This window comes from Haladaptatus marinus (assembly GCF_051194195.1).
The window spans coordinates 1,074,346-1,094,709 of the sequence record NZ_JBLZNK010000003.1 but is presented as its reverse complement, the minus strand read 5'-3'; the positions used below and the strand labels follow the sequence as shown (position 1 = coordinate 1,094,709).

The 20,364-nt window shown below is 59.3% G+C and carries 24 protein-coding genes; 8 read left to right on the top strand and 16 right to left on the bottom strand.

Features of this window, described 5'->3' with window-relative positions; genetic code table 11:
• Nucleotides 1-70: 70 nt before the first annotated feature.
• Nucleotides 71-829 (bottom strand): RlmE family RNA methyltransferase, encoded by a 759-nt coding sequence (locus tag ACN2TU_RS11865; RefSeq protein WP_435155554.1) that lies wholly within the window; start codon nt 827-829, stop codon nt 71-73.
• A 108-nt stretch (nt 830-937) separates the two neighbouring features.
• Nucleotides 938-1,087, bottom strand: coding sequence for a hypothetical protein (locus tag ACN2TU_RS11860; protein ID WP_435155552.1), 150 nt, complete (start codon nt 1,085-1,087; stop codon nt 938-940).
• A gap of 170 nt (nt 1,088-1,257) precedes the next feature.
• Here ACN2TU_RS11860 and ACN2TU_RS11855 point away from each other — a divergent pair, with 170 nt between their 5' ends.
• Nucleotides 1,258-2,001: a DNA polymerase sliding clamp gene (locus ACN2TU_RS11855; RefSeq protein ID WP_435155551.1), complete on the top strand. Its 744-nt coding sequence runs from the start codon at nt 1,258-1,260 to the stop codon at nt 1,999-2,001.
• A gap of 46 nt (nt 2,002-2,047) precedes the next feature.
• On the opposite strand, the gene ACN2TU_RS11850 is transcribed toward ACN2TU_RS11855, so the two are convergent.
• Nucleotides 2,048-2,635, bottom strand: a complete 588-nt coding sequence (locus tag ACN2TU_RS11850; protein ID WP_435155550.1) for a DUF7474 family protein — start codon at nt 2,633-2,635, stop codon at nt 2,048-2,050.
• Between the two features lie 144 nt (nt 2,636-2,779).
• Here ACN2TU_RS11850 and ACN2TU_RS11845 point away from each other — a divergent pair, with 144 nt between their 5' ends.
• On the top strand, nt 2,780-3,847 hold the full coding sequence (locus ACN2TU_RS11845; protein ID WP_435155549.1) for a DNA primase large subunit PriL: 1,068 nt from the start codon (nt 2,780-2,782) through the stop codon (nt 3,845-3,847).
• Here the strand turns inward: ACN2TU_RS11845 and ACN2TU_RS11840 are convergent.
• Together ACN2TU_RS11840 and ACN2TU_RS11835 are read right to left on the bottom strand one after the other, a co-directional pair.
• Nucleotides 3,844-4,047, bottom strand: coding sequence for a DUF7472 family protein (locus ACN2TU_RS11840; RefSeq protein ID WP_435155547.1), 204 nt, complete (start codon nt 4,045-4,047; stop codon nt 3,844-3,846). The two genes, ACN2TU_RS11845 and ACN2TU_RS11840, sit on opposite strands and share 4 nt — an antisense overlap.
• 23 nt (nt 4,048-4,070) lie before the next feature.
• Nucleotides 4,071-4,277 (bottom strand): hypothetical protein, encoded by a 207-nt coding sequence (locus tag ACN2TU_RS11835; RefSeq protein ID WP_435155546.1) that lies wholly within the window; start codon nt 4,275-4,277, stop codon nt 4,071-4,073.
• 247 nt (nt 4,278-4,524) lie between these two features.
• Between ACN2TU_RS11835 and ACN2TU_RS11830 the strand changes: the two genes are divergently transcribed.
• Nucleotides 4,525-5,208, top strand: a complete 684-nt coding sequence (locus ACN2TU_RS11830) for an SWIM zinc finger family protein (RefSeq protein ID WP_435155544.1) — start codon at nt 4,525-4,527, stop codon at nt 5,206-5,208.
• 38 nt (nt 5,209-5,246) lie between these two features.
• Here ACN2TU_RS11830 and hjc read toward each other — a convergent pair whose 3' ends face one another.
• From hjc to ACN2TU_RS11805, 5 genes are all read right to left on the bottom strand, one after another.
• Complete coding sequence (gene hjc / locus ACN2TU_RS11825; RefSeq protein ID WP_435155543.1) at nt 5,247-5,735, bottom strand: Holliday junction resolvase Hjc; 489 nt, start codon at nt 5,733-5,735, stop codon at nt 5,247-5,249.
• Nucleotides 5,736-5,802: 67 nt separating this feature from the next.
• Entirely contained in the window at nt 5,803-6,129 is a 327-nt protein-coding gene (locus tag ACN2TU_RS11820; protein ID WP_435155541.1) for a hypothetical protein, read from the bottom strand.
• Entirely contained in the window at nt 6,078-6,788 is a 711-nt protein-coding gene (locus ACN2TU_RS11815; protein WP_435155540.1) for a hypothetical protein, read from the bottom strand. The genes ACN2TU_RS11820 and ACN2TU_RS11815 overlap by 52 nt, the downstream gene beginning before the upstream one ends.
• Nucleotides 6,789-6,864: 76 nt before the next feature.
• Complete coding sequence (locus tag ACN2TU_RS11810) at nt 6,865-8,148, bottom strand: adenosylhomocysteinase (RefSeq protein WP_435155539.1); 1,284 nt, start codon at nt 8,146-8,148, stop codon at nt 6,865-6,867.
• A 126-nt stretch (nt 8,149-8,274) separates the two neighbouring features.
• Nucleotides 8,275-9,576 (bottom strand): amidohydrolase, encoded by a 1,302-nt coding sequence (locus ACN2TU_RS11805; protein WP_435156179.1) that lies wholly within the window; start codon nt 9,574-9,576, stop codon nt 8,275-8,277.
• A 96-nt stretch (nt 9,577-9,672) separates the two neighbouring features.
• Between ACN2TU_RS11805 and hisG the strand changes: the two genes are divergently transcribed.
• Nucleotides 9,673-10,521 carry an ATP phosphoribosyltransferase gene (hisG, locus tag ACN2TU_RS11800; protein WP_435155538.1) on the top strand — a complete coding sequence of 283 codons (849 nt, stop codon included), beginning with the start codon at nt 9,673-9,675 and terminating at the stop codon, nt 10,519-10,521.
• Nucleotides 10,522-10,654: 133 nt separating this feature from the next.
• Here hisG and ACN2TU_RS11795 read toward each other — a convergent pair whose 3' ends face one another.
• Both ACN2TU_RS11795 and ACN2TU_RS11790 read right to left on the bottom strand, forming a co-directional pair.
• Nucleotides 10,655-11,716 (bottom strand): AAA family ATPase, encoded by a 1,062-nt coding sequence (locus ACN2TU_RS11795; protein WP_435155536.1) that lies wholly within the window; start codon nt 11,714-11,716, stop codon nt 10,655-10,657.
• Between the two features lie 134 nt (nt 11,717-11,850).
• A complete protein-coding gene (locus tag ACN2TU_RS11790) occupies nt 11,851-13,953 on the bottom strand; it encodes a DUF7282 domain-containing protein (protein ID WP_435155535.1) in 2,103 nt (700 codons plus the stop codon).
• A 208-nt stretch (nt 13,954-14,161) separates the two neighbouring features.
• On the opposite strand from ACN2TU_RS11790, the gene rnz reads away from it, so the two are divergent.
• From rnz to ACN2TU_RS11775, 3 genes are all read left to right on the top strand, one after another.
• A complete protein-coding gene (rnz, locus tag ACN2TU_RS11785; protein WP_435155533.1) occupies nt 14,162-15,088 on the top strand; it encodes a ribonuclease Z in 927 nt (308 codons plus the stop codon).
• A 152-nt stretch (nt 15,089-15,240) separates the two neighbouring features.
• Nucleotides 15,241-16,110: an N-acetylmuramoyl-L-alanine amidase gene (locus tag ACN2TU_RS11780; RefSeq protein ID WP_435155532.1), complete on the top strand. Its 870-nt coding sequence runs from the start codon at nt 15,241-15,243 to the stop codon at nt 16,108-16,110.
• 83 nt (nt 16,111-16,193) lie between these two features.
• Nucleotides 16,194-18,215: a DUF460 domain-containing protein gene (locus tag ACN2TU_RS11775; protein WP_435155531.1), complete on the top strand. Its 2,022-nt coding sequence runs from the start codon at nt 16,194-16,196 to the stop codon at nt 18,213-18,215.
• Here the strand turns inward: ACN2TU_RS11775 and ACN2TU_RS11770 are convergent.
• Both ACN2TU_RS11770 and ACN2TU_RS11765 read right to left on the bottom strand, forming a co-directional pair.
• Complete coding sequence (locus ACN2TU_RS11770) at nt 18,212-18,349, bottom strand: hypothetical protein (RefSeq protein WP_435155529.1); 138 nt, start codon at nt 18,347-18,349, stop codon at nt 18,212-18,214. The two genes, ACN2TU_RS11775 and ACN2TU_RS11770, sit on opposite strands and share 4 nt — an antisense overlap.
• 18 nt (nt 18,350-18,367) lie before the next feature.
• Complete coding sequence (locus ACN2TU_RS11765; protein WP_435155528.1) at nt 18,368-18,565, bottom strand: hypothetical protein; 198 nt, start codon at nt 18,563-18,565, stop codon at nt 18,368-18,370.
• 79 nt (nt 18,566-18,644) lie between these two features.
• On the opposite strand from ACN2TU_RS11765, the gene ACN2TU_RS11760 reads away from it, so the two are divergent.
• Entirely contained in the window at nt 18,645-19,622 is a 978-nt protein-coding gene (locus tag ACN2TU_RS11760; RefSeq protein WP_435155527.1) for a tyrosine--tRNA ligase, read from the top strand.
• An 18-nt stretch (nt 19,623-19,640) separates the two neighbouring features.
• Here ACN2TU_RS11760 and ACN2TU_RS11755 read toward each other — a convergent pair whose 3' ends face one another.
• Both ACN2TU_RS11755 and ACN2TU_RS11750 read right to left on the bottom strand, forming a co-directional pair.
• Complete coding sequence (locus ACN2TU_RS11755) at nt 19,641-19,847, bottom strand: DUF7470 family protein (protein WP_435155526.1); 207 nt, start codon at nt 19,845-19,847, stop codon at nt 19,641-19,643.
• Nucleotides 19,848-19,964: 117 nt separating this feature from the next.
• On the bottom strand, nt 19,965-20,174 hold the full coding sequence (locus ACN2TU_RS11750; RefSeq protein ID WP_435155524.1) for a hypothetical protein: 210 nt from the start codon (nt 20,172-20,174) through the stop codon (nt 19,965-19,967).
• Nucleotides 20,175-20,364: the final 190 nt, after the last annotated feature.

Sequence of the window (20,364 nt, the reverse complement as noted above, 5' to 3'; positions counted from 1 at the left end):
TGAAAGCGAACGCTGGCGAATCGAACCTCCGGTTGGCATATCGAGCCTCGATTATTGACGACAGGAACCGTCAGTCGATTCGTTGTGCGAACCCGAACCGCGGTTTCACTTCTTCAACGCGGATTTCGACCGTGTCGCCTGCTTCGGTGCTCGGGACGAACAGCGTGTAGCCCTCGACTTTTGCGATACCATCTCCTTCGTCGCCGACGCTTTCGATAGTCACTTCGAGGGTATCACCCGCTTCGACGGGTGCGGTGAGGTAGCCTCGGGCGACGAGATACACTTCGGACGATTCGTCTCGCGAGGCGTCGGGACTCATCGTTCTGACGTACTCGAATTCGTCCTTGATGTCGGCGCGCAGGTCGGCCAAATCTGGCCCCTGGAACACCTTCGCGACGAAATCCCCGCCGCTGTCGAGCACTTCCAGCGCCGTCTCGAACGCCTGTCGGGCAAGGTAGACCGAGCGAGCGTGGTCGAGACTGTACTCGCCGGTCATGTTCGGTGCCATGTCCGAGAGCACTACGTCGGCGGTGCCGACCGTCTCGCGGACTTTCTCGCGCGTTTTCTCTTCCGTCATATCGCCGCGAATCGTCTCGACATCGTCCAACTCGTTGATTCGCTGGAGGTCAACGCCGACGACGGTTCCGGCGTCGCCGACTTTTTCTTTTGCGATCTGTAGCCAACCGCCGGGGGCCGCACCGAGGTCGATAACCGTTTCGCCGCTGTCGATGAGGTGTGCCTCTTCGTCCAGCTGTTGTAGTTTGTAGGCGGATCGGGAGCGATACCCCTCCTGCTTGGATTTGTTGTAGTAGTGGTCTTTGCGAGCCATTTGTTGCTGAATGGTATCGTTCCGAAGCGTAAACGCCCTTCGTTCGCTCCGCTCACCGTTTCTCCATTCGGCGACCGCTCCAAACTGATATTAGCGATAGAATGTCGGTCAGCGATACTCACACTCGTCCTGATGTCGGACGAGATCCGATTTGTTCTTTCCGCCGACGAAGACCTTTTTCTTGCAGTAGTCGCAAATCCCCCACCGTGGGTCGTCTTCATCGAGCGTATATCCGTCTGACCGCGACTCCTGCGACATATTTGGCAAGAGTACCTTCTCCCCTAAAACGTTTATCAAAAATCTGTTTAGTACCGGATGTAATAATCGGTAGGAAGCGGTGAGTCGGGCAGAAAACTGTTTGTCATACGCACACGTCGCGCGCGCGAACGGGTGACTTTTTATGCCGCGGTTTCGTAGCAATCGCCAACATGTTCAAGGCTATCGTGAGCGCGGATACGCTCCGGACGACGATTGACTCCGTGGGCGTCCTGGTGGATGAGTGCAAAATCCACCTCGAGGAGGATGGCCTCGCTATCAAGGCGGTTGACCCGGCAAACGTCGGGATGGTTGACCTCCAACTCTCCAACGAGGCATTCGAATCCTACGAGGCCGATGGCGGCGTCATCGGCGTCAATCTAGATCGACTCGAAAGTATCGCGGGAATGGCCAGTTCCGACCAACTCATCGAGATGGAACTGGACGAGGAAACCCGAAAACTCCACATCAAAATCGACGGACTGGAGTACACCCTCGCACTCATCGACCCGGACTCCATCCGGCAGGAACCCGACATCCCGGACCTCGACCTTCCCGCAACCATCGTCGTCGAAAGCTCGGATATCGACCGCGCTGTCAAAGCCGCCGACATGGTTTCCGACCACATCGCACTCGGTGTTGACGAGGACGACGAGCTGTTCTACGTCGAAGCGGAGGGCGACACCGACAACGTCGATTTGAAACTCGACACCGACGACCTCATCGACCTCACTGCGGGTCCTGCTCACTCCCTGTTCAGTCTCGACTATCTGAAAGATATGAACAAGGCGCTCCCGAAAAACGGCGAAGTGACCATCTATCTCGGCGAGGAGTTCCCGGTGAAGATTCACTTCGAAACCGCAGAAGGCATGGGTGAGGTTACATACATGCTTGCGCCGCGTATCCAGAGCGACTAACTGTCCGATTCGTTTTTCCTCTCAGTTCGTTGAGCGGCAGTCGAACTCAGAGATTGCGGTCGATAACCGACTTCGCGGATTGAGCTTTCTCCTTCCAACCGTATCCCGCTTCGTAGACGTGACGCTTGCTTTCGACCAACTCCTCGGGCGAGGATTCCTCGAATCCGCCGCGACTCCATGTTCCGCTCTTGTGGAGCCATTCGACGACGTTTTCGCGCGTTTCGGGCCACGACAGGCCAACCATCTCGTACCATGCGATCATGGCAAAGACGGCGTTATCGTGCGTTCCCGGAACACTCCCTTTTTCGTAGATCGTTTGCATCGGCTCGAAACTCGGCTCCGACACGGTCTCTCGGAACTCGTCGGCGGTGAGGAGTCGGAGCGCACCGTCGTTTTCGATGACTCTCTTTTCGTGGCGAAGGCGGTCTAGCGCCGCGGCATGGAGCGCATCCCAGCGCCCGTGAACTGCTTCGCGGAGTTCCCCTTCCGCGTGAGAATCGGTGGTGAGAACCGCGATGATGTCCGTGTACGACTTTTCGATGTCCGCCCACGGTTCCCCGTCGAATCGACAGTCCGGGCCGTGGAGGTTCGTCGTGGTTCGACAGTCGGGACACGGATACGCGAAACGTGGCACGAAACCCGTTTCTCGCGCGTCGGTAATAGATGATTGGATTCCGATGCAGTCGGGAAACGTCGAATTTCCATTCCGACGAATCGAGGTAATCGACCGTTACCGAGCGACCGTCGCGTTTATTCGTGACCGCACAAATTGGCGAGTATGAACTCGCTCCACGCCCGGTATCCGTTTCTCACGTCCGCTCGTGAGGCGGTTCGGGATGCGAACATCAACCTCGCCGAGATCATCGCTGGCGAGGGCGACCGCCACCCTGCGGTTGAGCGTGGCGTGGAGCGCGTGCGCCGCGCACTGCTTGATGGAACAGTTCGTCCAGCGGCGGACGGACGACGATGGGGGACGACTGCAGAGGTGCTCTCGTATCCCATCGCACGGATGCTCGTGTCGCTTCTCGACGCACCCGGTGCGGTCGAAAAATACGCCAGTGCCGAGGCGGGAACTGCTTACGAGCAGTTCGTCGCCGACTTCGAGGCACCGGACGATGGCTTGAAGAGCACGCAAGGAATCTCGCTCACGCTCGACACGCTGCTCACCGATTTCGACCTCTCCAAGTCTGTCGTGAAGCGCGAGGACGATTTCGGCGTCGCGGTCGGCACGTACCTCTCGCTCATCGGCGATTTTTCTGGCGACGAATGGAGACTCGTCTCGCGGCGACTTTCGGATGGACTCGTCGGCGTGTCGCAGGCGGAGCTTCATGAACTGCTTCGGGCGTCTACGGAGATGCGCATCGCATCCGACCTTCCGCTTTCCGTGCCGGAGGAAATCGAGGAGGCACTGTCCGAAGAGGTTTCGGAACTGGAGGCGTCGTTCACCGATGCCGACTTCTCACACGATATCGACACGCTCGCGCCCGGATTCTTCCCCCCGTGCATGAAAGCGTTGCTCGCGGACGTTCGGGATGGTGAGCGCCTCGCTCCCGCCTCGGAATTTTCCCTCGTCTCGTTTCTCGCCAGTATCGGTCTCGACACGGACGAGATTCTATCGCTCTGTGAAGTCCGGGGGACGGCGCGGGCGGACAGACTGCGCTACCGCGTCGAGCGAGTGCGTGACGAGCGAACCGCACAGTTCGCGCCACCGAGTTGCGCGACGCTCCAGGCGTACGACGACTGCGTGAACAAAGACGACCGCTGTGAGACGATTACGCATCCCCTCGTCTACTACGAGGACGCGCTGGACGAAAACGGCGCTGTGACGGATTGGCGCGACCGTTAGTGTTGATTTGCCAGCCAGAGTCCGACGGCGGTCATCAGCAGGATGAAGCCGAGCATGACGGCAACGACTGCGAGCGCTCCCTGTTCCGTGAGGCCGCCGCTGTCGAACTGAGTGCCAACGACGAGCATGGCTGCGATAAATAGACCGACCGACACGACGGAGACGACGATGTCACGGAGCGTCTCGCCCTCGAGATTCATGTCCGGCGTTTCCCGCGGTTCCGTCAAAAGTTCTCCGTTTCTCGGTCGGAGTGGGTGGTCTGTGAATACGCTTTGGTTTCCCATGCTTCCTCGCCTATCGGTGAGACTCCACATTTCTCGATTACCTCGTCGTGACTGCAACTCTCGACGCCAAACGACCGCATGCGGAGCGTCGTGCCAGCGGTCGGCGCACTCGGCCGCTTGCGGTGGCGGTCATTTGGAGTCGGCAACCGTAGTCGAAATCAAAGGAACAGTTTTGAACGCGAACATTGAGAAATCACTCCAAAATCGCATCCTTCGTCCACTTTCAACGGGCCATTACCATCAAAACAAACCAGAAAACGACCTGATACTTGCGAGAACAGGTGAAACTCTTAGGTTGGTTGAGTCCCTATCTATTACACGTAGAAACGACCGCAGAGGTGTTGATGCGTGTCGATTTCGTCGGATTCGTTTCGCGTAGGAGGAAGCAACATCATGAACACAGCCGCTTCCAGAAAAGTATCGTTGGCTCCGCTGGCAGACACTGGCGAGACCGACCCTCGCTCGCAACGTGCCAGAGCGGAGCGAATGGCCGTCACGCCGCTCGGTGGCGGTCTCTACGAAGTTGAAAGCCAGAGCGACCACACCTACTTTGCCGACCTGCTCGGCGGTCGATGCACCTGCCCCGACCACATGATGCGCGGGGTTCGGTGCAAACACATCCGCCGGGTAGCCATCGAAATAAACGAGGGCCGGGTTCCACCACCGGGCAAGGAGGCAGTCGAATGCGCCCGATGTGAGTCGGTCGTGTTCGTAGACGAGCGGAAGGCGGACGCGGTTCACTTCTGTGACCACTGCGAACTGCAACCCGGTGAACCCGTCATCGACCGACGAACCGGTGACCTCATGGTCGTCGTCCGAATGCCAGGTTTCCGCGCCGATTCCGTCGAAGTGCCGGGCAAAGACTGCACCGTGGCCGAGTATCCGATGAACGAAGGATACCCGGCGGACGACCCCGTGGTGGAAGTTCTCTACCCGATTCCGGCGGGGTTGCGACCCGAGCAGTTGCAACCGTCGCATTTGCGCCACTACTCGTTCCCGCGCTCGCGACTCCGACGCCCCGAGCCGCCGGGTGACCAGTCCGAACTGACGGACTTTCCGGAGACGGACTACGAGTAGTCCCCCGTTGGCATTTTTTATATCGGTTTCGCGAGTGACTACTCCAGCATCGCTTCCGCTTCGTCCACCGAGAGGATACCTTCCGCAACCGCGTTGAGCACGTCATCGATCCCGTGTTCCGCTGCGTCTTTCTCGTCGTCGGTTTTGAGGGCGGTCATCGAGTCGCCTTCCTCCAACGCGGTTTCCTTCTTTACCCGGTAGTTGCCCCCATCAGTTTGGTGCACGTCCGCCGGGTGAAAGAAGTACCAGTCCTCGCGGTCGAATCGTACGCCGATTTTGGGTTTCGCGCCGAAGTTCTGCGAGAAGTAGACCAGTGCTTCGACCTCTTCCCCGGAGAGATAAATCGGGTCACCGGAACTGGATTTCGCCTCGATAGCGTAGAATACGTCGCCGTTTCCGGCCAGCACGTCCGGCAGTTCGCGCTGGGTCGCACCCCCACTCGCGGGAGCGCGCATGACCGCGAACCCTTCCTCGTCCAGTTTGTTGACGAGTTCGCGCTCCAGTCTATCGCCTTTCGCGTTCGCCATGTGTCTGCTTCGACTTCTCGTACGCACCGACTTCCGCTTTTCGCACGACGCGGCGGACGCGACCGACTCAGAGTCGCAGCGAAACTTTCCACTGGCTGTCGATTTCCCACTCGGAGTCCGTCCCTTTGACGATTTTCACGTCTACCGCTTCCCAGCCGAAATCATGCTCCCCGTCCGAAGTTCCTAGTCGAGCACCGACGCGATACCATCCTGCCTCGTCCGTCGTGAACTGCATCTCAGTGTGGTCGCCGTCGCAGTCGTTGTCCCACCCGATGGGGCCTGCTCCCGGGAGGTCGTATTCGGTCGTCTCCTCGGAACCGATGTCCCCGATTCCACACCCGTTCACGATTGCGTCGTACTCTTCCACTTCGTCCCCGTATCGGTCGTGCCACATCGCGTAGTGGCCGCCGTGCCACTTGAACCGACCATTTCGACCGCGGAACGAACTTTTCCCGCTCCCGCGATTCCCGGATTTCGATCGTCCGCCGCTTCCGCTACCGCCTCCGCTTTTCGACCCGCTCCCGCTGCCACTCTTCCCGCTTCCGCCACTCCGACCGCCTCTTCCGCCACGGCCACCTCTGCCTCGTGCCTGTGCGACGCCGATGGGAAGGATAGAAGCGAGCGAAACGTCGGCGGTGTGAGTGAACCGGTTTCGTTGCTACTTGCTCCACTCTCGGTTCCGTTCACCTCTCCTTCTGGTTGATTTGTTCCGTTCTCGGTTTCGTCTCCCGAACTGCCCGTCGTCGTTTCGCCGTCATCGAGATACGCTTCTACTACGGGGCTGGATTCGAACGTGACGACGAGACTTCGTCGTTCGCTGTCCAGTTCGATGGTTTCGAACACCTCGGATTCGCGTGGCGGTGCCTCGGGCACTGTATCGCTATCGCCGGTATCGTAACTCTCGGAGTCACTGTCGTCGTACTGATAACTGGAATCGCCTTCGTCACCGTTTTGCGTGGCGGAACTGCTGTTGGTAGTCGAATTAGCACAGCCCGCTGCACTGACGGCGATGCCGAGCAAAACGCTGTTCTGGAGGAACTGGCGGCGTTGCATACGTTTCACTCTCAACTAAAACGACAAATATTTGTTGGAAAATAGACTTTTCAGATAAACGAAATAGAATCGAACCTTACGTCCCGTGCTGCCAGCTACCCATGTAGTCGGCTTGCTCGTCGGTGAGCGAGTCGAACTCCACGCCGTCCGCTTCGAGTTTGATCTCCGCGATCTCCTTGTCCAACTCGTCGGGCACGTCGTGGACGCCAGCGTCGTAGTCTGCGCTGTTTTCGACCATCTCACGGACGCAGGCGGCCTGCACGCCGAAACTCTGGTCCATCACTTCGACCGGATGGCCAAGCGCAAGCGGCGCGGCGAGGTTGACGAGGCGACCCTCGGCGAGGACGTTGAGGCGTCGGCCGTCTTCCATCTCGTACTCGTGGACGCCGTCGCGGGCGTCTCGCTCGCTGACGGCGAGGTCGGAGAGTTCGTCCAGGTCGATTTCGATGTCGAAGTGGCCCGCGTTGGCCAGCAGGACGCCGTCTTTCATTCGGTCGAAGTGGTCTCCCGTAATCACGTCGCGGTTGCCCGTCGTCGTGATGAACACGTCGCCCTCCGTTGCGGCCTCATCCATCGGCTTGACATCGTAGCCTTCCATGTGAGCTTCGAGGGCACGGCGCGGTTCGACTTCCGTGACGACGACGTTCGCGTTCTGTCCTGCGGCCTTCTTTGCGACGCCCTTCCCACAGTAGCCGTAGCCAGCAACGACGACGGTCTTCCCGGCCCACGAGAGGTTCGTCGTCATGGCGATGGTTGCGAGCGAGGATTCGCCCGTGCCGTGAACGTTGTCGAACAGTCGCTTCATCGGCGTGTCGTTGACGGCGAAGACGGGGTAGTCGAGCGCGCCGTCCGCGTCCATCGCGCGGAGTCGGTGGACGCCGGTGGTGGTCTCCTCACAGCCGCCGACGATTGAGTCGATGAGTTCGGGGTGGTCTTCGTGAATCGCGGCGACCATGTCCATCCCGTCGTCTACCGTGATGGTCGGTTCGATGTCGATGACGGCCTCGATTGCCTCGTAGTACTCCTTGTCGTCCACGCCGCGTTTGGCGTAGCTCGTGATGTTGGGGTGTTCGTCCAGTGCGGCGCTCACGTCGTCGTGGGTCGAAAGCGGGTTGCAACCCGTAACAGCGACTTCCGCGCCACCTTCCGCGAGGGTCTCGACTAGCACGGCCGTTTTCGCTTCGACGTGCATCGCCATCCCGATTCGTTGGCCGTCGAGTGGTTTGGCGGATTCGAACTCCTCTCTGACCGCCATCATAATCGGCATGTGCTGTCGCGCCCAGTCCATCTTCCGATGGCCTTCGACGCGAGCAGACTCGACATCGTCGAGTTGCTCGCTGATCGATGGATACTCTGCCATGCTGTAGAAAAGAATGAGCGCACCCAAAATGCTACCGAAGCCAGTCGGCTTTGATACTTTCGCGAAAATAGGCCTTCTATCTCCCGTTTCCCGTGCTAACGCTCCGTTAAAAAACGGCGCCCGACGCTATCGGGTGGCGCGCTCGACGACCGATGTTGCCGCGATGTCGGCAGTCGCTCGAACGGATGCTTCGTCCATAACCAGTACCTCTCTGTCCTCCATGAGTACGCTCCCGTCACAAATCGTGTGTTTCACGTCACTGCCACGTGCCGCGTAGGCGAGGTGACTAACGAGATCGTGACGCGGCGTGAGATGACTCGCTGATAGGTCGATGACCGCGAGGTCGGCGTTCGCGCCTTCCTCGATTCTGCCACTGTCGAAACCGAGGGCGTTCGCACTTCCTTTGGTTACCATTCTGACGACTGATTCGGCATCAACCGCGCTGGCATCGTCAGCCGCGAGTTTGCCGAGCATGGCCGCGTCGCGCATCTCGCCGAACATATCGAGGTCGTTGTTCGACGCCGCGCCGTCGGTGCCCAATCCGACCGTGACACCCGCGTCCAGCATCGCTTGCACTGGAGCCATCCCACTGGCGAGTTTCATGTTCGAGGCAGGACAGTGGATGACGCCGGTACCCGTCTCCGCGAGCAGGTCGATTTCGGTTTCGTTCAGGTGAACGCCGTGCGCGACGAAATCGTTTGCACCCGTCATATCCATGTCGCGGGCGTACTCCAGCGGTCGCTCGTCCCGCTCTTCCACGATTGGGGTGACCTCGTCTTCGGTTTCGTTCGCGTGGTAATGCAGAGGAACGCCGAGCTCGCGGGTTTCCGGGACGTACTCTCGGAGATACTCTTCACCCACCGTCGTCAAACTGTGTGGCATCACTGCCGTCGAGATGCGTCCATCCGCGGTACCGTCGAACTCCGCCGCGATTTCGAGGCTAGTTTCAAAATCTTCGCGGGCGGTCGCCTCGTCCCGGCCAATTGTCACCACGCCGTGGCCGAGTCGGGCGCGAAGTCCCGCGTTTTCGACCGCTTCGGCCACTTTTTCGACATGGAAGTACATGTCTGCAAATCCGGTCGTTCCCGACTGTATCATTTCCAGCAGGGCGAGTTCGGTTCCGGCGCGGATGTCCTGCGGCGTCAACTCGCCTTCGACCGGCCAGATATCCTCTCGGAGCCACGACTCCAGCGGTTTGTCGTCGGCATACCCACGGAGAAGCGTCATCGCGGCGTGACAGTGCGCGTTGACGAGACCGGGAATCACCAGTCCGTCGTTCGCATCCAGCGTCTCGTCGGCGTCCGGAAGGTCGTTCGCTGCCCCGACTGCGAGGATTTCTCCCTCGTCTTGGTCTACCAACACGTCGGCGCGTTCTACGGTCATGTCCGGTCGCAGTACCTGCCCGCCCGCGATTCGGAGGGTCGTCATGCCTACTGCTTGTCCATCCTCTTGCATGACTTTGATGGATTGCAGTTCGCGCCGGGAAAGCAAGAGTAATCCGTCTGGCGGACAGAACCGGAGATAATGCGAATCGCCGTCCCTAACAAGGGCAGGTTGCACGACCCGTCGATGGAACTGCTTGAACACGCGGGACTGCATGTCGTGGACGGAGCAGACCGAAAGCTGTACGCGAATACGGTCGATCCGGACGTGACGTTGCTGTTCGCCCGTGCGGCAGACATCCCGGAGTACGTGAGCGATGGTGCGGCAGACATCGGTATCACTGGCCTCGACCAGGCGCGAGAGGCGAACCCTGGAAACATCGTCGATTTGCTCGACTTGGGCTACGGACAGTGCCGCCTCGTCCTCGCCGCACCGGAAGACGGCGACATCGACGACGTTGCCGACCTCGCGGGGAGAACGGTCGCCACCGAGTTCCCGAACATCGCAAAGCAATATTTCGCCGAAACGAAAATCGACCCCGAAATCGTGGAAGTCACCGGAGCGACCGAACTCACACCCCACGTCGATATGGCCGACGCCATCATCGACATCACGAGTACCGGAACTACGCTGAAAGTCAACCGGCTGGGTATCATCGACGAGGTGCTGTCGAGTTCGGTTCGACTGTTCGCCCGCGAGGACGTGGCAGACGACGAGAAAGTCGAACAGGTCATGATGGCGCTCCAGTCCGTCATCTCCGCCGAGGGCAAACGCTACCTGATGATGAACGCACCCGAGGACAAACTGGACGAGATTCGGGACGTGATTCCCGGTCTCGGCGGCCCGACCGTGATGGACATCGCCGGAAACGGGAAGGTCGCGGTGCACACCGTCGTTGACGAGCGTGAAGTGTTCGAGACCATCAACGAAGTCAAGCAGCTGGGTGCGAGTGGAATCCTTGTCACCGAAATCGAACGACTCGTCGATTGAAACCGCGGATCGAGGATTCGTTTTCCAATATGGGGGCAGGAGCTATTCGAATCAATTGAGAAATCATGGACGGGAGACGCTACCTACAAAACGAACCTGTTCAGTGGTGACGATCGAAATCCCCGCTTGCTAGCTACGATTCCGCGCCGAGCTCGGCGAGCAGATGCGAGAGATGCAGTCTGTCGTTCGTCCCCTCGGTCAGATCCATATCGACCTCGGCCGCCAACAGAACCGCCTCGGCGAGCGAATCTCCGGTGTACTTGTTCGAGCGCCCGAAGGCGTCCAAAATCTCTTCGAGCACTTCGCCCCCGCTGTACCCTTCGTCGATGAGGAGTTCGTCAAGCGAACTCCGGGCGTCGGTGAACTGACCGTTTTCGGCCTGTTCCATCATCTCCTCGATGCGCCCGCGGATGCCGAACTCGCGGAGTACCTGATAGGCGTCCGTGGTGACCGCGCCCTCCTGTTCGTGGAGGAGTTGCGCGCCCAGAATCGCCTTTCGAAGGTCGCCCTTCGCGTAACCGGCGACGAATCGGAGACCCATCTCGTCGTACTCTGCCGCCTCGGCTTCCAGAATCGGTTCGAGCACGTCGATAATCTCGTCCTCGGTGGGTTTGCGCATTGAGACGGGGAAACACCGGGATTTGATTGGTGGGATGAGTTTGGTCGGTTGGCGCGTCGTGATAACGAACTGCGTGGTTTCGTGGTATTGCTCCATCACCCGGCGAAGCGCCTGTTGAAAGTCCTCGCGGATCGCTTCGGCGTTGTCGAGCACGATGGTTTTGTACTCGCCCGAGGAGGGTGCATAGCCCGCGTACTCCTTGAGAACGTGGTTTATCATCTCGCGCTTCGACCACTGGCGTTTGTACTTCTTGCGCTTGCTCGACCCGTGACGATACTGCTTCGAGAACTCGGTTTCTCCCTGTAGGAAGTTCGAGAATCGTGGGTCGTCCCGAATCTCTTTTTTCGTCCGGTCGAAGAAGTCCGCGACGTTGATTTCCACGAGGTCGTTGTCCGGGTCATCGTGCGCTTCGCGCGCCAGCGCTCGTACGGCGGCGGTTTTCCCGCTCCCTTCCGGCCCGTAGAGCACGAGGTTTATCGGCTCATTCACCGCCCGCTCCAGATAGTCGCGCACTGCTGGCTGGGGCAGGTCGGACAGGTCGGGTGCGTACGTTTCGGTCCACAGCGGCGACTCCATCGACGTATCGTAGCAGGTCGTCGGACAAGAATCGGTCGGTTGCGCCGTGCGAGTATGTCAACTGAAACTGTTCGTCCCACAGACGCCGGTTGAAAAATGTAATCCGTCGAACGAGCCGAAACCACGAGATTCGCTTATGTGCTCGTCTCGTTTGCGGCGGTCGTCGCGGTACCTGCTTCGGTCGTCGTGTCCGAAACCACCGTCGTCTTTGCGGCGGCAGTGGTCGTCTCTTCAGCGGCCGTCGTCATCGTCTCCTCAGCGGCGGTGGTCTCGTTTGCGGCCGTCGTTTCCTCTGCAACAGTCGTCGTCTCTTCAGCGGCCGTCGTCATCGTCTCTTCAGCAGCGGTCGTCTCTTCGGCGGCAGTCGTCTTTTCGGCAGCGGTCGTCTCGTTCGCGGGTGTGGTGGTCTCTTCGGCGGCCTCTATCGTAATCGTAGCGAGTTCGCCGAAGTTAGCCGTGTAGACCCCGTGGGTGTACGTCCCGGGTTCGACATCGCTGGTGTCGATACAGAACGTCACGTCCACGCTTTCACCCGGTCCGAGAGCAACCTCTTTGCGCTCGATTACCGTCCCATCCAACCGGAAGTCCACGTTCTGCGTGAGTGACTGGTCGGTGGGGTTAGTGATGGTCGCGTTCACCTCTAGGGTGTCGCCGACCGTCGCGTTCAGCGGTGCTTCGAGGTTTTCCACCTCGAGCGATGGGCCGAGGTTGGAGACGTTTTTGACCTGCCCATCCGCTTCGTCAGTCGTCGTTTCCTCGGCAGTGGTCGTCTCTTCCGCCGTCGTCGTCTCTTCCGCTACCGTCGTCTCCTCTTCGACCGTGGTTTCCTCGGCAGTGGTCGTCTCCGCCGGAGTTGTCGTCTCTTCAGCCACGGTGGTCGTCTCTTCAGCCATCGTGGTTTCTTCAGCTACCGTCGTTTCTTCTTCAACCGTGGTCGTCTCCGCCGGCGTCGTCGTCTCTGCACCGTCTTCGAGAGTTACTCTCGCCGAGTCAGCCACGACCTGGCCGCCCACGACGTACGGAAGGTCTTCGGCTCCATCGGACGTGATGAAGTCGAACACCTGATTTCCGTTGGTGTCCTGGTACGGCACGGCGATGAGCGTTTGGCTTTCGTTCAGCGGTTCGTCGAGCATCACGGTGACGTTCTCGTGCGTCCCGGGTTCGAGATACTCCGACGACCCGATGACGCTTTCGGCCACGTTACCGTCGAGGAGGCTTCTGTCGTGAATCGCGACGAAACCACCCTCAGACACCGTGACCGAGTCGATAGTGACCGTCTCACCGTTCGTGGACTGGTCTTCGAAGGTCACGTTGGCATCGAGATCCTCCGGTTGCTCGGGCACTTCGGGTTGGCCCGGCATCGTCGGGAGGCTCAGATTCGACGGAACCTCGACCACGAAGGTCACGTTCTCGACGGAGATATCGCGAAGTTCGACGCGAACGGTTTCGAGGTCACTCGGAACCGTCACGTTCGACTCCTCCACGGCACGTTCGACATCCGCTTGCGAGACGTTCTGGCCGCGCTCGATGACTTCCTGCGTCGATTCGTTTTCGAGCAGGGCAGTCACGTTGACGCGAACCGTCTCGTCTTGCAAGTCCACGCCGCTTATCGTCTCGGTGCGGTCGGGTTCGGTGCTGTCGCCCAGCACGAACGACCACTCGTCGATGTTCATCGATTCGACTTGGAAGACGAATTCTTCGGTCTGATTCGTCTCGTTGTCAGCGGTCGGTTCTTCGACTTCACCGACGGTAATCTCCGCATCGTCGGTGACGGCCTCACCGTCGCTGGTGTACGGACCATCGACAGCTCCGTCACTGATGACGAAGCCGTACACCTCGTTGTTGTTGGTGTCGAGGTGCGGCATGGCGATGAGCGTCTGACTCTCGTTGATGGGACGCGCAAGCGTCACGGTGACGTTCTCGTGCGTCCCGGGTTCGAGATACACCGAGTTGCCGAGTACGCTTCCGACGACGTTGCCCTCAAGCAGGCTTTCGTCGTGAATCGCGACGAAGCCACCCTCTGACATCGTAACCGATTCGATGACGATGGTTTCGCCGTCGCTCTGTTGTTCGTTGATAGTTATGTTCGATTGTGATTCCTCCTGCAGGTTCGTAACCCGCATTTCTGATGCTGTATCCGCCTGTCCTGTGGTTCCCAGCGATACCGCAACACCGCCGGCAAGTACCACGAGAACAGCCACGAATGTGGCACTAACTGTTCTCGGGATTCGTGTCATATCTCCCTCCTCATCCGCGAACGAGGTGACGACGAGACGCCGGATAAACAGCTTCGACCGTTCACGGGATAAGACGCCGATTCGCGTCGTTAGGTGGTTCCTGTCCTTTGTCTCCCACTCAAAGCGTCTGGGATAGGCCAGTATTTCTCAGCGAATCGAACGACGCTTTCGAAGGCGGTTTAGTTGTCGACCCACGAACTGCGAGTAGATGTCGATGCGAGTCACCTTCCTCGGAACCAGTGGGGCAGTGCCGACGACGGAGCGAAACCCGAGTGCTATCCTCGTCAACCGGGAAGGCGACCGTTTGTTGTTTGACGCCGCCGAAGGCACTCAACGCCAGATGATGCGGTTCGGGACGGGATTTACCATCTCCGACCTCTTTATCACACATCTCCACGGCGATCACGTTCTCGGCATTCCGGGTCTCGTCCAGACGTGGAACTTCAACGACCGCGACGACCCGCTGATGATTTACACGCCGCGTGGAACCGGCGACGATATCGACACGCTCGTTCACGCAGTGGGCAGTCAGCCGTCGTTCCCGATTCACATCACTGAAGTTGCGCCGGGCGAGGTGGCGGTTCGACGCGACGAGTACGAAGTTCGTGCGTTCCGCACCGACCACGATACGAACTCCCTCGGCTACGCGCTGGTCGAAGACGACCGAAAAGGTCGCTTCGACCGCGAACACGCCGAAGAACTGGGTGTCCCTGTCGGACCGAAGTTCCAGCAACTCCACGCCGGAAATCCGGTCGAACTCGAAGACGGAACGGTTGTCAATCCCGAGCAAGTCGTTGGTGACCCTCGACCCGGACGCAAGTTCGTTTACACCGCGGACACGCGCCCGTCGGAGCAAGTCGTTTCCATGGCCGAAGATGCAGACCTGCTCGTTCACGATGCGACCTTCGCCGACGACAGGGCCGATCGTGCGAGGAAAACGGCCCACTCGACGGCGGCACAAGCCGGAAACATCGCTCAGCGGGCGGGGGCAGTTCGACTCGCACTCATGCACGTCTCTTCGCGGTACGCGGGCGACGTTTCGCCCCACCTCCGAGAGGCTCGAGAGGAGTTCGACGGCGAGGTGTTCGCCCCCGACGACGGGGATATCGTCGAGGTACCGTATCCGGACGAGTAGCAGTCGCTTTTTCACCGCTGTGTAGCACGGACACGAAAGGCACAATCCGTCGCTGAGCGATGCGAAACAACTACATAGTTTATCACTATATTCTAATAACTATTCATATATAATAAAATACTAAGTAAGTACAAAATATTAGAATATTCGTAATGAAAATAAATGGGCGAAATGTGCTGAAGAAGCTCGGAGCAATCGGTACAGTTGGAATCGGTGGTGTCGGACTGTCCGGAACGGTGAACGCACACGTCCAAGACCCATACGCCGATAGATGGGTCGCGGCAGATTCCAGCAACTACAGCGACGCGAACTACGGCGCTGAGGAAATCGATTGGGTCGTCATCCACGTCACCCAAGGAAGCTACGCCGGAACCGTCAGTTGGATTCAGAACCCCGACTCGAACGTCAGCGCCCACTACGCGATTCGGAACTCCGACGGACACGCGACCCAGATGGTTCACCACGAAGACCGTGCGTGGCACGCCGGCGGCACGAACTACAACGCTCACTCGATCGGTATCGAACACGAGGGCTGGGTCGGCGACACGAACTTTACCGACGCGCTGTATCAGAAATCCGCCGACATCGTCAGTTGGCTCTGTGACACCTACGGTATTTCGAAGGTTCACCCAACCGGAGTCGCACCGTGTGACGCTCGGGACGGGAGTGGCATCATCGGTCACCACCAAGTACCCGAAAGCGACTGTGGTTACAATGCCCACACCGACCCCGGTTCGACGTGGGATTGGGACTACTTCATGAGCCTCGTTAACGGCAGTAGCGGCGGTGGCGGCGGTGGCAACAAGTTCGCCATGGACGACCGAGTCACGCCGACGACCAACCTGAACACGCGCGAACAGCCAGGAACCGACCAGCCAATCGTCGCGACCATCTCACCCGGTGAGATCGGCGAAATCATGAACGGTCCGATCGACGACGGCGGCTACCGCTGGTGGGGCGTTCACTGGCTCGACCGGAACGTGTGGGGCTGGTCGGTCGAGCGATATCTCACCGACGCATAGATTCGTCAGTATCAACCCTTTCGAGTATCCAATCAGGTGTTTTTCGCGCCGGATTTATATTTCGAGGGCACCTACCACGAACCGTGAGCGAGCGAACGAGTGCTCTCGACGTTCTCGTCTTCGGAGTCGATATCCAAAGCGGGGACGTGCGAGGCGATTCTCCCTCTTACGCGCTCGTCGTCTACGATGGCGAGCAGGTAGACCGTGATGTCGTTTCCTACCGCAAGCTACGGCGACTCATCGAACGCGACGAACCCGCGCTCGTCGCGACGGATAACATGTACGAACTTGCCGCTGATAAGGACGCCCTCGTCCATTTCCTCCGGGGACTTCCGGACGGAACGCGACTCGTCCAAGTGACCGGTTCGGAACGACCGGAACCGCTGTCCCGAGTCGCATCCAGACACGGGGTTCCCTACGGAAAGAAGCCGATGCGCGAAGCGGAGGCGGCGGCTCGACTCGCCGCGATGAACGTCGGCCACGAAGTGACCGCCTTTACCGACACCACCCGCGTCAAAGTCGCTCGTGGCCGCTCGACCGGAAAAGGTGGCTGGAGCGAAGACCGATTTACCCGCCGGATTCATGGCTCCGTGAAGGAAACCGCCCGAAAAGTCGAATCCGAAATCCGGAGTGCCGGACTGGAGTACGAGCGCGAGGTTACCGAGAAGTACGGCGGGTACTCCAACGCGATCTTCGAGGTGACCGCTCGTCCGGGTGACATCCCGGTCTCGGCCCGGCGCTCGGGTGATGTTCGAATCGAAATCGACCGGCTCCGACGGGACGGCATCGAGTTCGAACCCCTCGTCAAGCGTAGAGATCACGTTATCGTCGGCATCGACCCCGGAACGACGACGGCAGTTGCGCTGACCGATTTGGACGGGACACTCCTCGACGTGTGGAGCACGAGAACTGCCGACACCGCCGACGTAATCGAATGGATAATCGAGCGCGGCCGACCGATTATCGTCGCAGCGGACGTGACGCCGATGCCCGAAACCGTCGAGAAGATTCGCCGAAGTTTCGACGCAGCTTCGTGGACGCCGGAACGAGACCTCCCGATAGACGAAAAACAGCACCGAACGCGGGAGGAAAACTACGACAACGACCACCAGCGAGATGCGATGGCCGCCGCGTTCTTCGCGTTCGACGGTCACGAAGATCAGTTCCAGCGTATCGCCCGGAAGGTTCCGGCAGGAATGAGTCGCGGTGACGTGACTGCCCGCGTGGTCGCGGGTGAAGAGAGCGTCGAGAGCGTGGTTGCAGACCTCTCGGAAGACCCCGAACCCGAAGAAGAGCAGTCGGAACACACGGTTCGAGAACTCTCCGCCGAGGAAAAGCGCATCAAGCAGCTCGAATCGCAGGTCGAACGCCTGCAATCGCACACGGACGACCTACGGGAAACGGTCGAGGAAAAAGACGAGCGAATCGACGAACTGGAGGGTGACCTCTCCGATGCGAAACGGGAGGAGCGGGAGAACGTCCGTGCCCGACGTGAAATCTCTCGACTGCAACGCGAGAACAACCGATTGGAGGACGAACTGGACGACCGAGACGAGACTATCGAGGAGTTGACGGGCAAACTCGCCCGCCTCAAGGAACTGTGGAAACTCGACCATTCGAACTTCAGCGACGTGGCCGAAAAGAAAGCCGGACTCGTCGCCGTCAAACCCATCGATAAGTTCACCAACGACGCCATCGACGCCGCCCACGAGAGCTACGGTCTCGCCGAGGACGACGTGATCTTTCTCCGCGACGCGAGCGGTGCCGGTCGTTCGACTGCCCAGCGACTCGCGGACATCGATCCGCGAGTCATACTCAAAGCGGGCGGCATTTCGAACGTCGCGGACGACGTGCTGTTCGACCACGGGGTTCCGGTCGGTCCGGCGAGCGACGTGACGATTCAGGAAATCGACGAACTCGCCGTCGCGCAGGAGTCGGAAGTTGAGGCGGTCATCGACGACTGGCGCGACCGGGCCGAAGACCGTCGGAAGGAGGAGAAAACCGAGCAACTCGACCAACTCATCAGCGAACACCGCGCCGAGCGCCGGGCCGACGAACGACGGTCGTCGTCCTCGTCATCATCTTCGTCCTCGTTCGGTAACTAGTTCTTCGACCCGATTCTCGATTTCCGTTCAGCCGTTAGTTTACTCTCACTCCAGAGGAGCGCGCCGAAGATGGCGAGCGCAAATCCGATGAATCCGAGCAGGGAGGTAGTCTCGACCCAACAGGTTCGTCCCAATGTCTCTCGAATGCCGATTCAGGTCGTCCACTCCGCGGTGAGCGTTCGAAGGACGCTCAGTCCCCAGAGTGCGATGCCGAACCCGACCGCTAGCACCGTCGCGTACAACAGGAGGAGTTCGTTCATCCCGCCGATTTCTCGCCCGAACCGAATCGCGGGATAGAGCGCAAGTCCACCGATAACGACCAACCAGAGTCCGATTCTCGCCGCGTTCATACCCCTCGTTTCGTCTCATCTGACTTGTTCCTTGTCCAATGACGTAACCCTAAAGCCAGTGAGTCATCTTTTTCCGTGCATGGACACTTACGAGTTAATCTCCCGGAACGCCGAGGAGTTAGTGACCGAGGAGGAGGTTCGCGAACTCGCGGACGACCCCGAAGGAAAGCGTGCCTACGTCGGTTACGAACCCTCCGGCGTGCTCCACATCGGGCACATGCTCGGTGCGAACAAACTCATCGACTTGCAGGAGGCCGGTTTCGAAGTCGTCATCCTGCTCGCCGACGTTCACGCCTACCTGAACGACAAAGGGACGTTCGATGAAATTCAGGAGACGGCAGAGCGCATGAAAGAACAGTTCATCGCCTACGGACTGGACGAGGAGAACACCGAGTTCCGATTCGGTTCCGAGTTCCAGATGGACGACGACTACGTCCTCGACCTCCACAGCCTCGAACTGGAAACGACGCTCAACCGCGCGAGCAGGGCGATGGCGGAAATCCAGAGCGGCGAATCGACAAAGGTCTCACAGGCAGTGTACCCTCTGATGCAGGCGCTCGACATCGAGTACCTCGACTTGGACCTCGCAATCGGCGGGATGGAACAGCGCAAAGTACACATGCTCGCCCGGGACACGCTCCCGAGTATCGGCTACGATTCGCCGACCTGCATCCACACGCCCCTCATCGCCGACCTCGGTTCCGGCGACGGAAAGATGTCTTCCAGCAAAGGCGTCACCATCTCGATGGAGGATTCGACCGAAGACATCGAGGAGAAGGTCAACTCGGCGTTCTGTCCCCCGACGCGTGACCCCGAGGACGACCTCGAAAACCCCGTCCTTCAAATCTTCGAATACCACGTGTTCCCGCGGTTCGAGCACGTCGTGGTCGAACGCCCCGACAAGTACGGCGGCAATCTCGAATACGACGACTACCAGTCGCTCGAAGACGATTTGGAGAGCGACGAACTGCACCCAGCGGACGCCAAGAGTGCGCTGGCGACCTACTTGGACGAACTGATCGCCCCTGGTCGAGAAAAGATTCAGCAGGCTGAGTAACGGGCGAATTTTCCGTTCTTATTCGTATCCGCCACCGCCCATCATCGCCCCCATTCCGAAGCTCTCTAGCAATCCTGAAATCAGCCCCCACGCGGTCAGGATGAAGCCGAGGACGACGAGCGCCATCCCCGCGGCGATAATGAGATTTTGAAGTGCGATGACACCGATTCCGGCGACGAGCACGAGGAGACCGACGATACCTTTCGCACCGAGTTTGCCAAACATAGCCCGGAATGTGTCCGGGAGTGTCTTAAAACTGGTAGTTACCCGCCGCCGTTCAGTGATTTATAGGGACTGTGACTCGTCACCGGTCTCGAAAAACTGTAGTTTCGGTCGTCGTCGCTATGCCGGGTTGGCGGGGGTGTAGGTGTGGAGGCGGTACAGGAGTCGGAGCACAGCGAGGAGGATGACCGCCTCAAAGATGGTCGGCAGATACGATGGCGGACTCGCGACAGTAATGATTGCTCCGAGAGCAAGCGACGCCAGCCCGATTCGAAGGACGGTGTTGCCAGCGATATCCGCGACCACGTCCTTCGGGACTGGCGATGTCACGTCGGACCCTGCGAGGAGGAAGGTTCAGCCCTGGAACTTGATGAGGTAACCGAGCACTACGAAGAGCACACCGACGCCGAGCCATTCGGTTGCCATGGAGGATAGTTCCAACATACATGTTGAAATTCGAACTACTCTGCCTAAAAGTTTCCAACCACTGAGATATACGTCGTCTCTTTCTTTCGTAACG

Excerpts from the sequence above, each read along its gene's own strand:
- ACN2TU_RS11830 (WP_435155544.1), top strand. The coding sequence starts at position 4,525 with ATGAACACAGCCGCTTCCAGAAAAGTATCGTTGGCTCCGCTGGCAGAC.
- ACN2TU_RS11805 (WP_435156179.1), bottom strand. The coding sequence starts at position 9,576 with ATGACGACCCTCCGAATCGCGGGCGGGCAGGTACTGCGACCGGACATG.
- rnz (WP_435155533.1), top strand. The coding sequence starts at position 14,162 with ATGTCGATGCGAGTCACCTTCCTCGGAACCAGTGGGGCAGTGCCGACG.
- hisG (WP_435155538.1), top strand. The coding sequence starts at position 9,673 with ATGCGAATCGCCGTCCCTAACAAGGGCAGGTTGCACGACCCGTCGATG.
- ACN2TU_RS11760 (WP_435155527.1), top strand. The coding sequence starts at position 18,645 with ATGGACACTTACGAGTTAATCTCCCGGAACGCCGAGGAGTTAGTGACC.
- ACN2TU_RS11795 (WP_435155536.1), bottom strand. The coding sequence starts at position 11,716 with ATGGAGTCGCCGCTGTGGACCGAAACGTACGCACCCGACCTGTCCGAC.
- ACN2TU_RS11840 (WP_435155547.1), bottom strand. The coding sequence starts at position 4,047 with ATGAATCTCGAGGGCGAGACGCTCCGTGACATCGTCGTCTCCGTCGTG.
- ACN2TU_RS11780 (WP_435155532.1), top strand. The coding sequence starts at position 15,241 with ATGAAAATAAATGGGCGAAATGTGCTGAAGAAGCTCGGAGCAATCGGT.
- ACN2TU_RS11755 (WP_435155526.1), bottom strand. The coding sequence starts at position 19,847 with ATGTTTGGCAAACTCGGTGCGAAAGGTATCGTCGGTCTCCTCGTGCTC.
- ACN2TU_RS11815 (WP_435155540.1), bottom strand. The coding sequence starts at position 6,788 with ATGCAACGCCGCCAGTTCCTCCAGAACAGCGTTTTGCTCGGCATCGCC.
- ACN2TU_RS11855 (WP_435155551.1), top strand. The coding sequence starts at position 1,258 with ATGTTCAAGGCTATCGTGAGCGCGGATACGCTCCGGACGACGATTGAC.
- hjc (WP_435155543.1), bottom strand. The coding sequence starts at position 5,735 with ATGGCGAACGCGAAAGGCGATAGACTGGAGCGCGAACTCGTCAACAAA.
- ACN2TU_RS11810 (WP_435155539.1), bottom strand. The coding sequence starts at position 8,148 with ATGGCAGAGTATCCATCGATCAGCGAGCAACTCGACGATGTCGAGTCT.
- ACN2TU_RS11865 (WP_435155554.1), bottom strand. The coding sequence starts at position 829 with ATGGCTCGCAAAGACCACTACTACAACAAATCCAAGCAGGAGGGGTAT.
- ACN2TU_RS11845 (WP_435155549.1), top strand. The coding sequence starts at position 2,780 with ATGAACTCGCTCCACGCCCGGTATCCGTTTCTCACGTCCGCTCGTGAG.
- ACN2TU_RS11820 (WP_435155541.1), bottom strand. The coding sequence starts at position 6,129 with ATGTGGCACGACCGATACGGGGACGAAGTGGAAGAGTACGACGCAATC.
- ACN2TU_RS11765 (WP_435155528.1), bottom strand. The coding sequence starts at position 18,565 with ATGAACGCGGCGAGAATCGGACTCTGGTTGGTCGTTATCGGTGGACTT.
- ACN2TU_RS11790 (WP_435155535.1), bottom strand. The coding sequence starts at position 13,953 with ATGACACGAATCCCGAGAACAGTTAGTGCCACATTCGTGGCTGTTCTC.
- ACN2TU_RS11860 (WP_435155552.1), bottom strand. The coding sequence starts at position 1,087 with ATGTCGCAGGAGTCGCGGTCAGACGGATATACGCTCGATGAAGACGAC.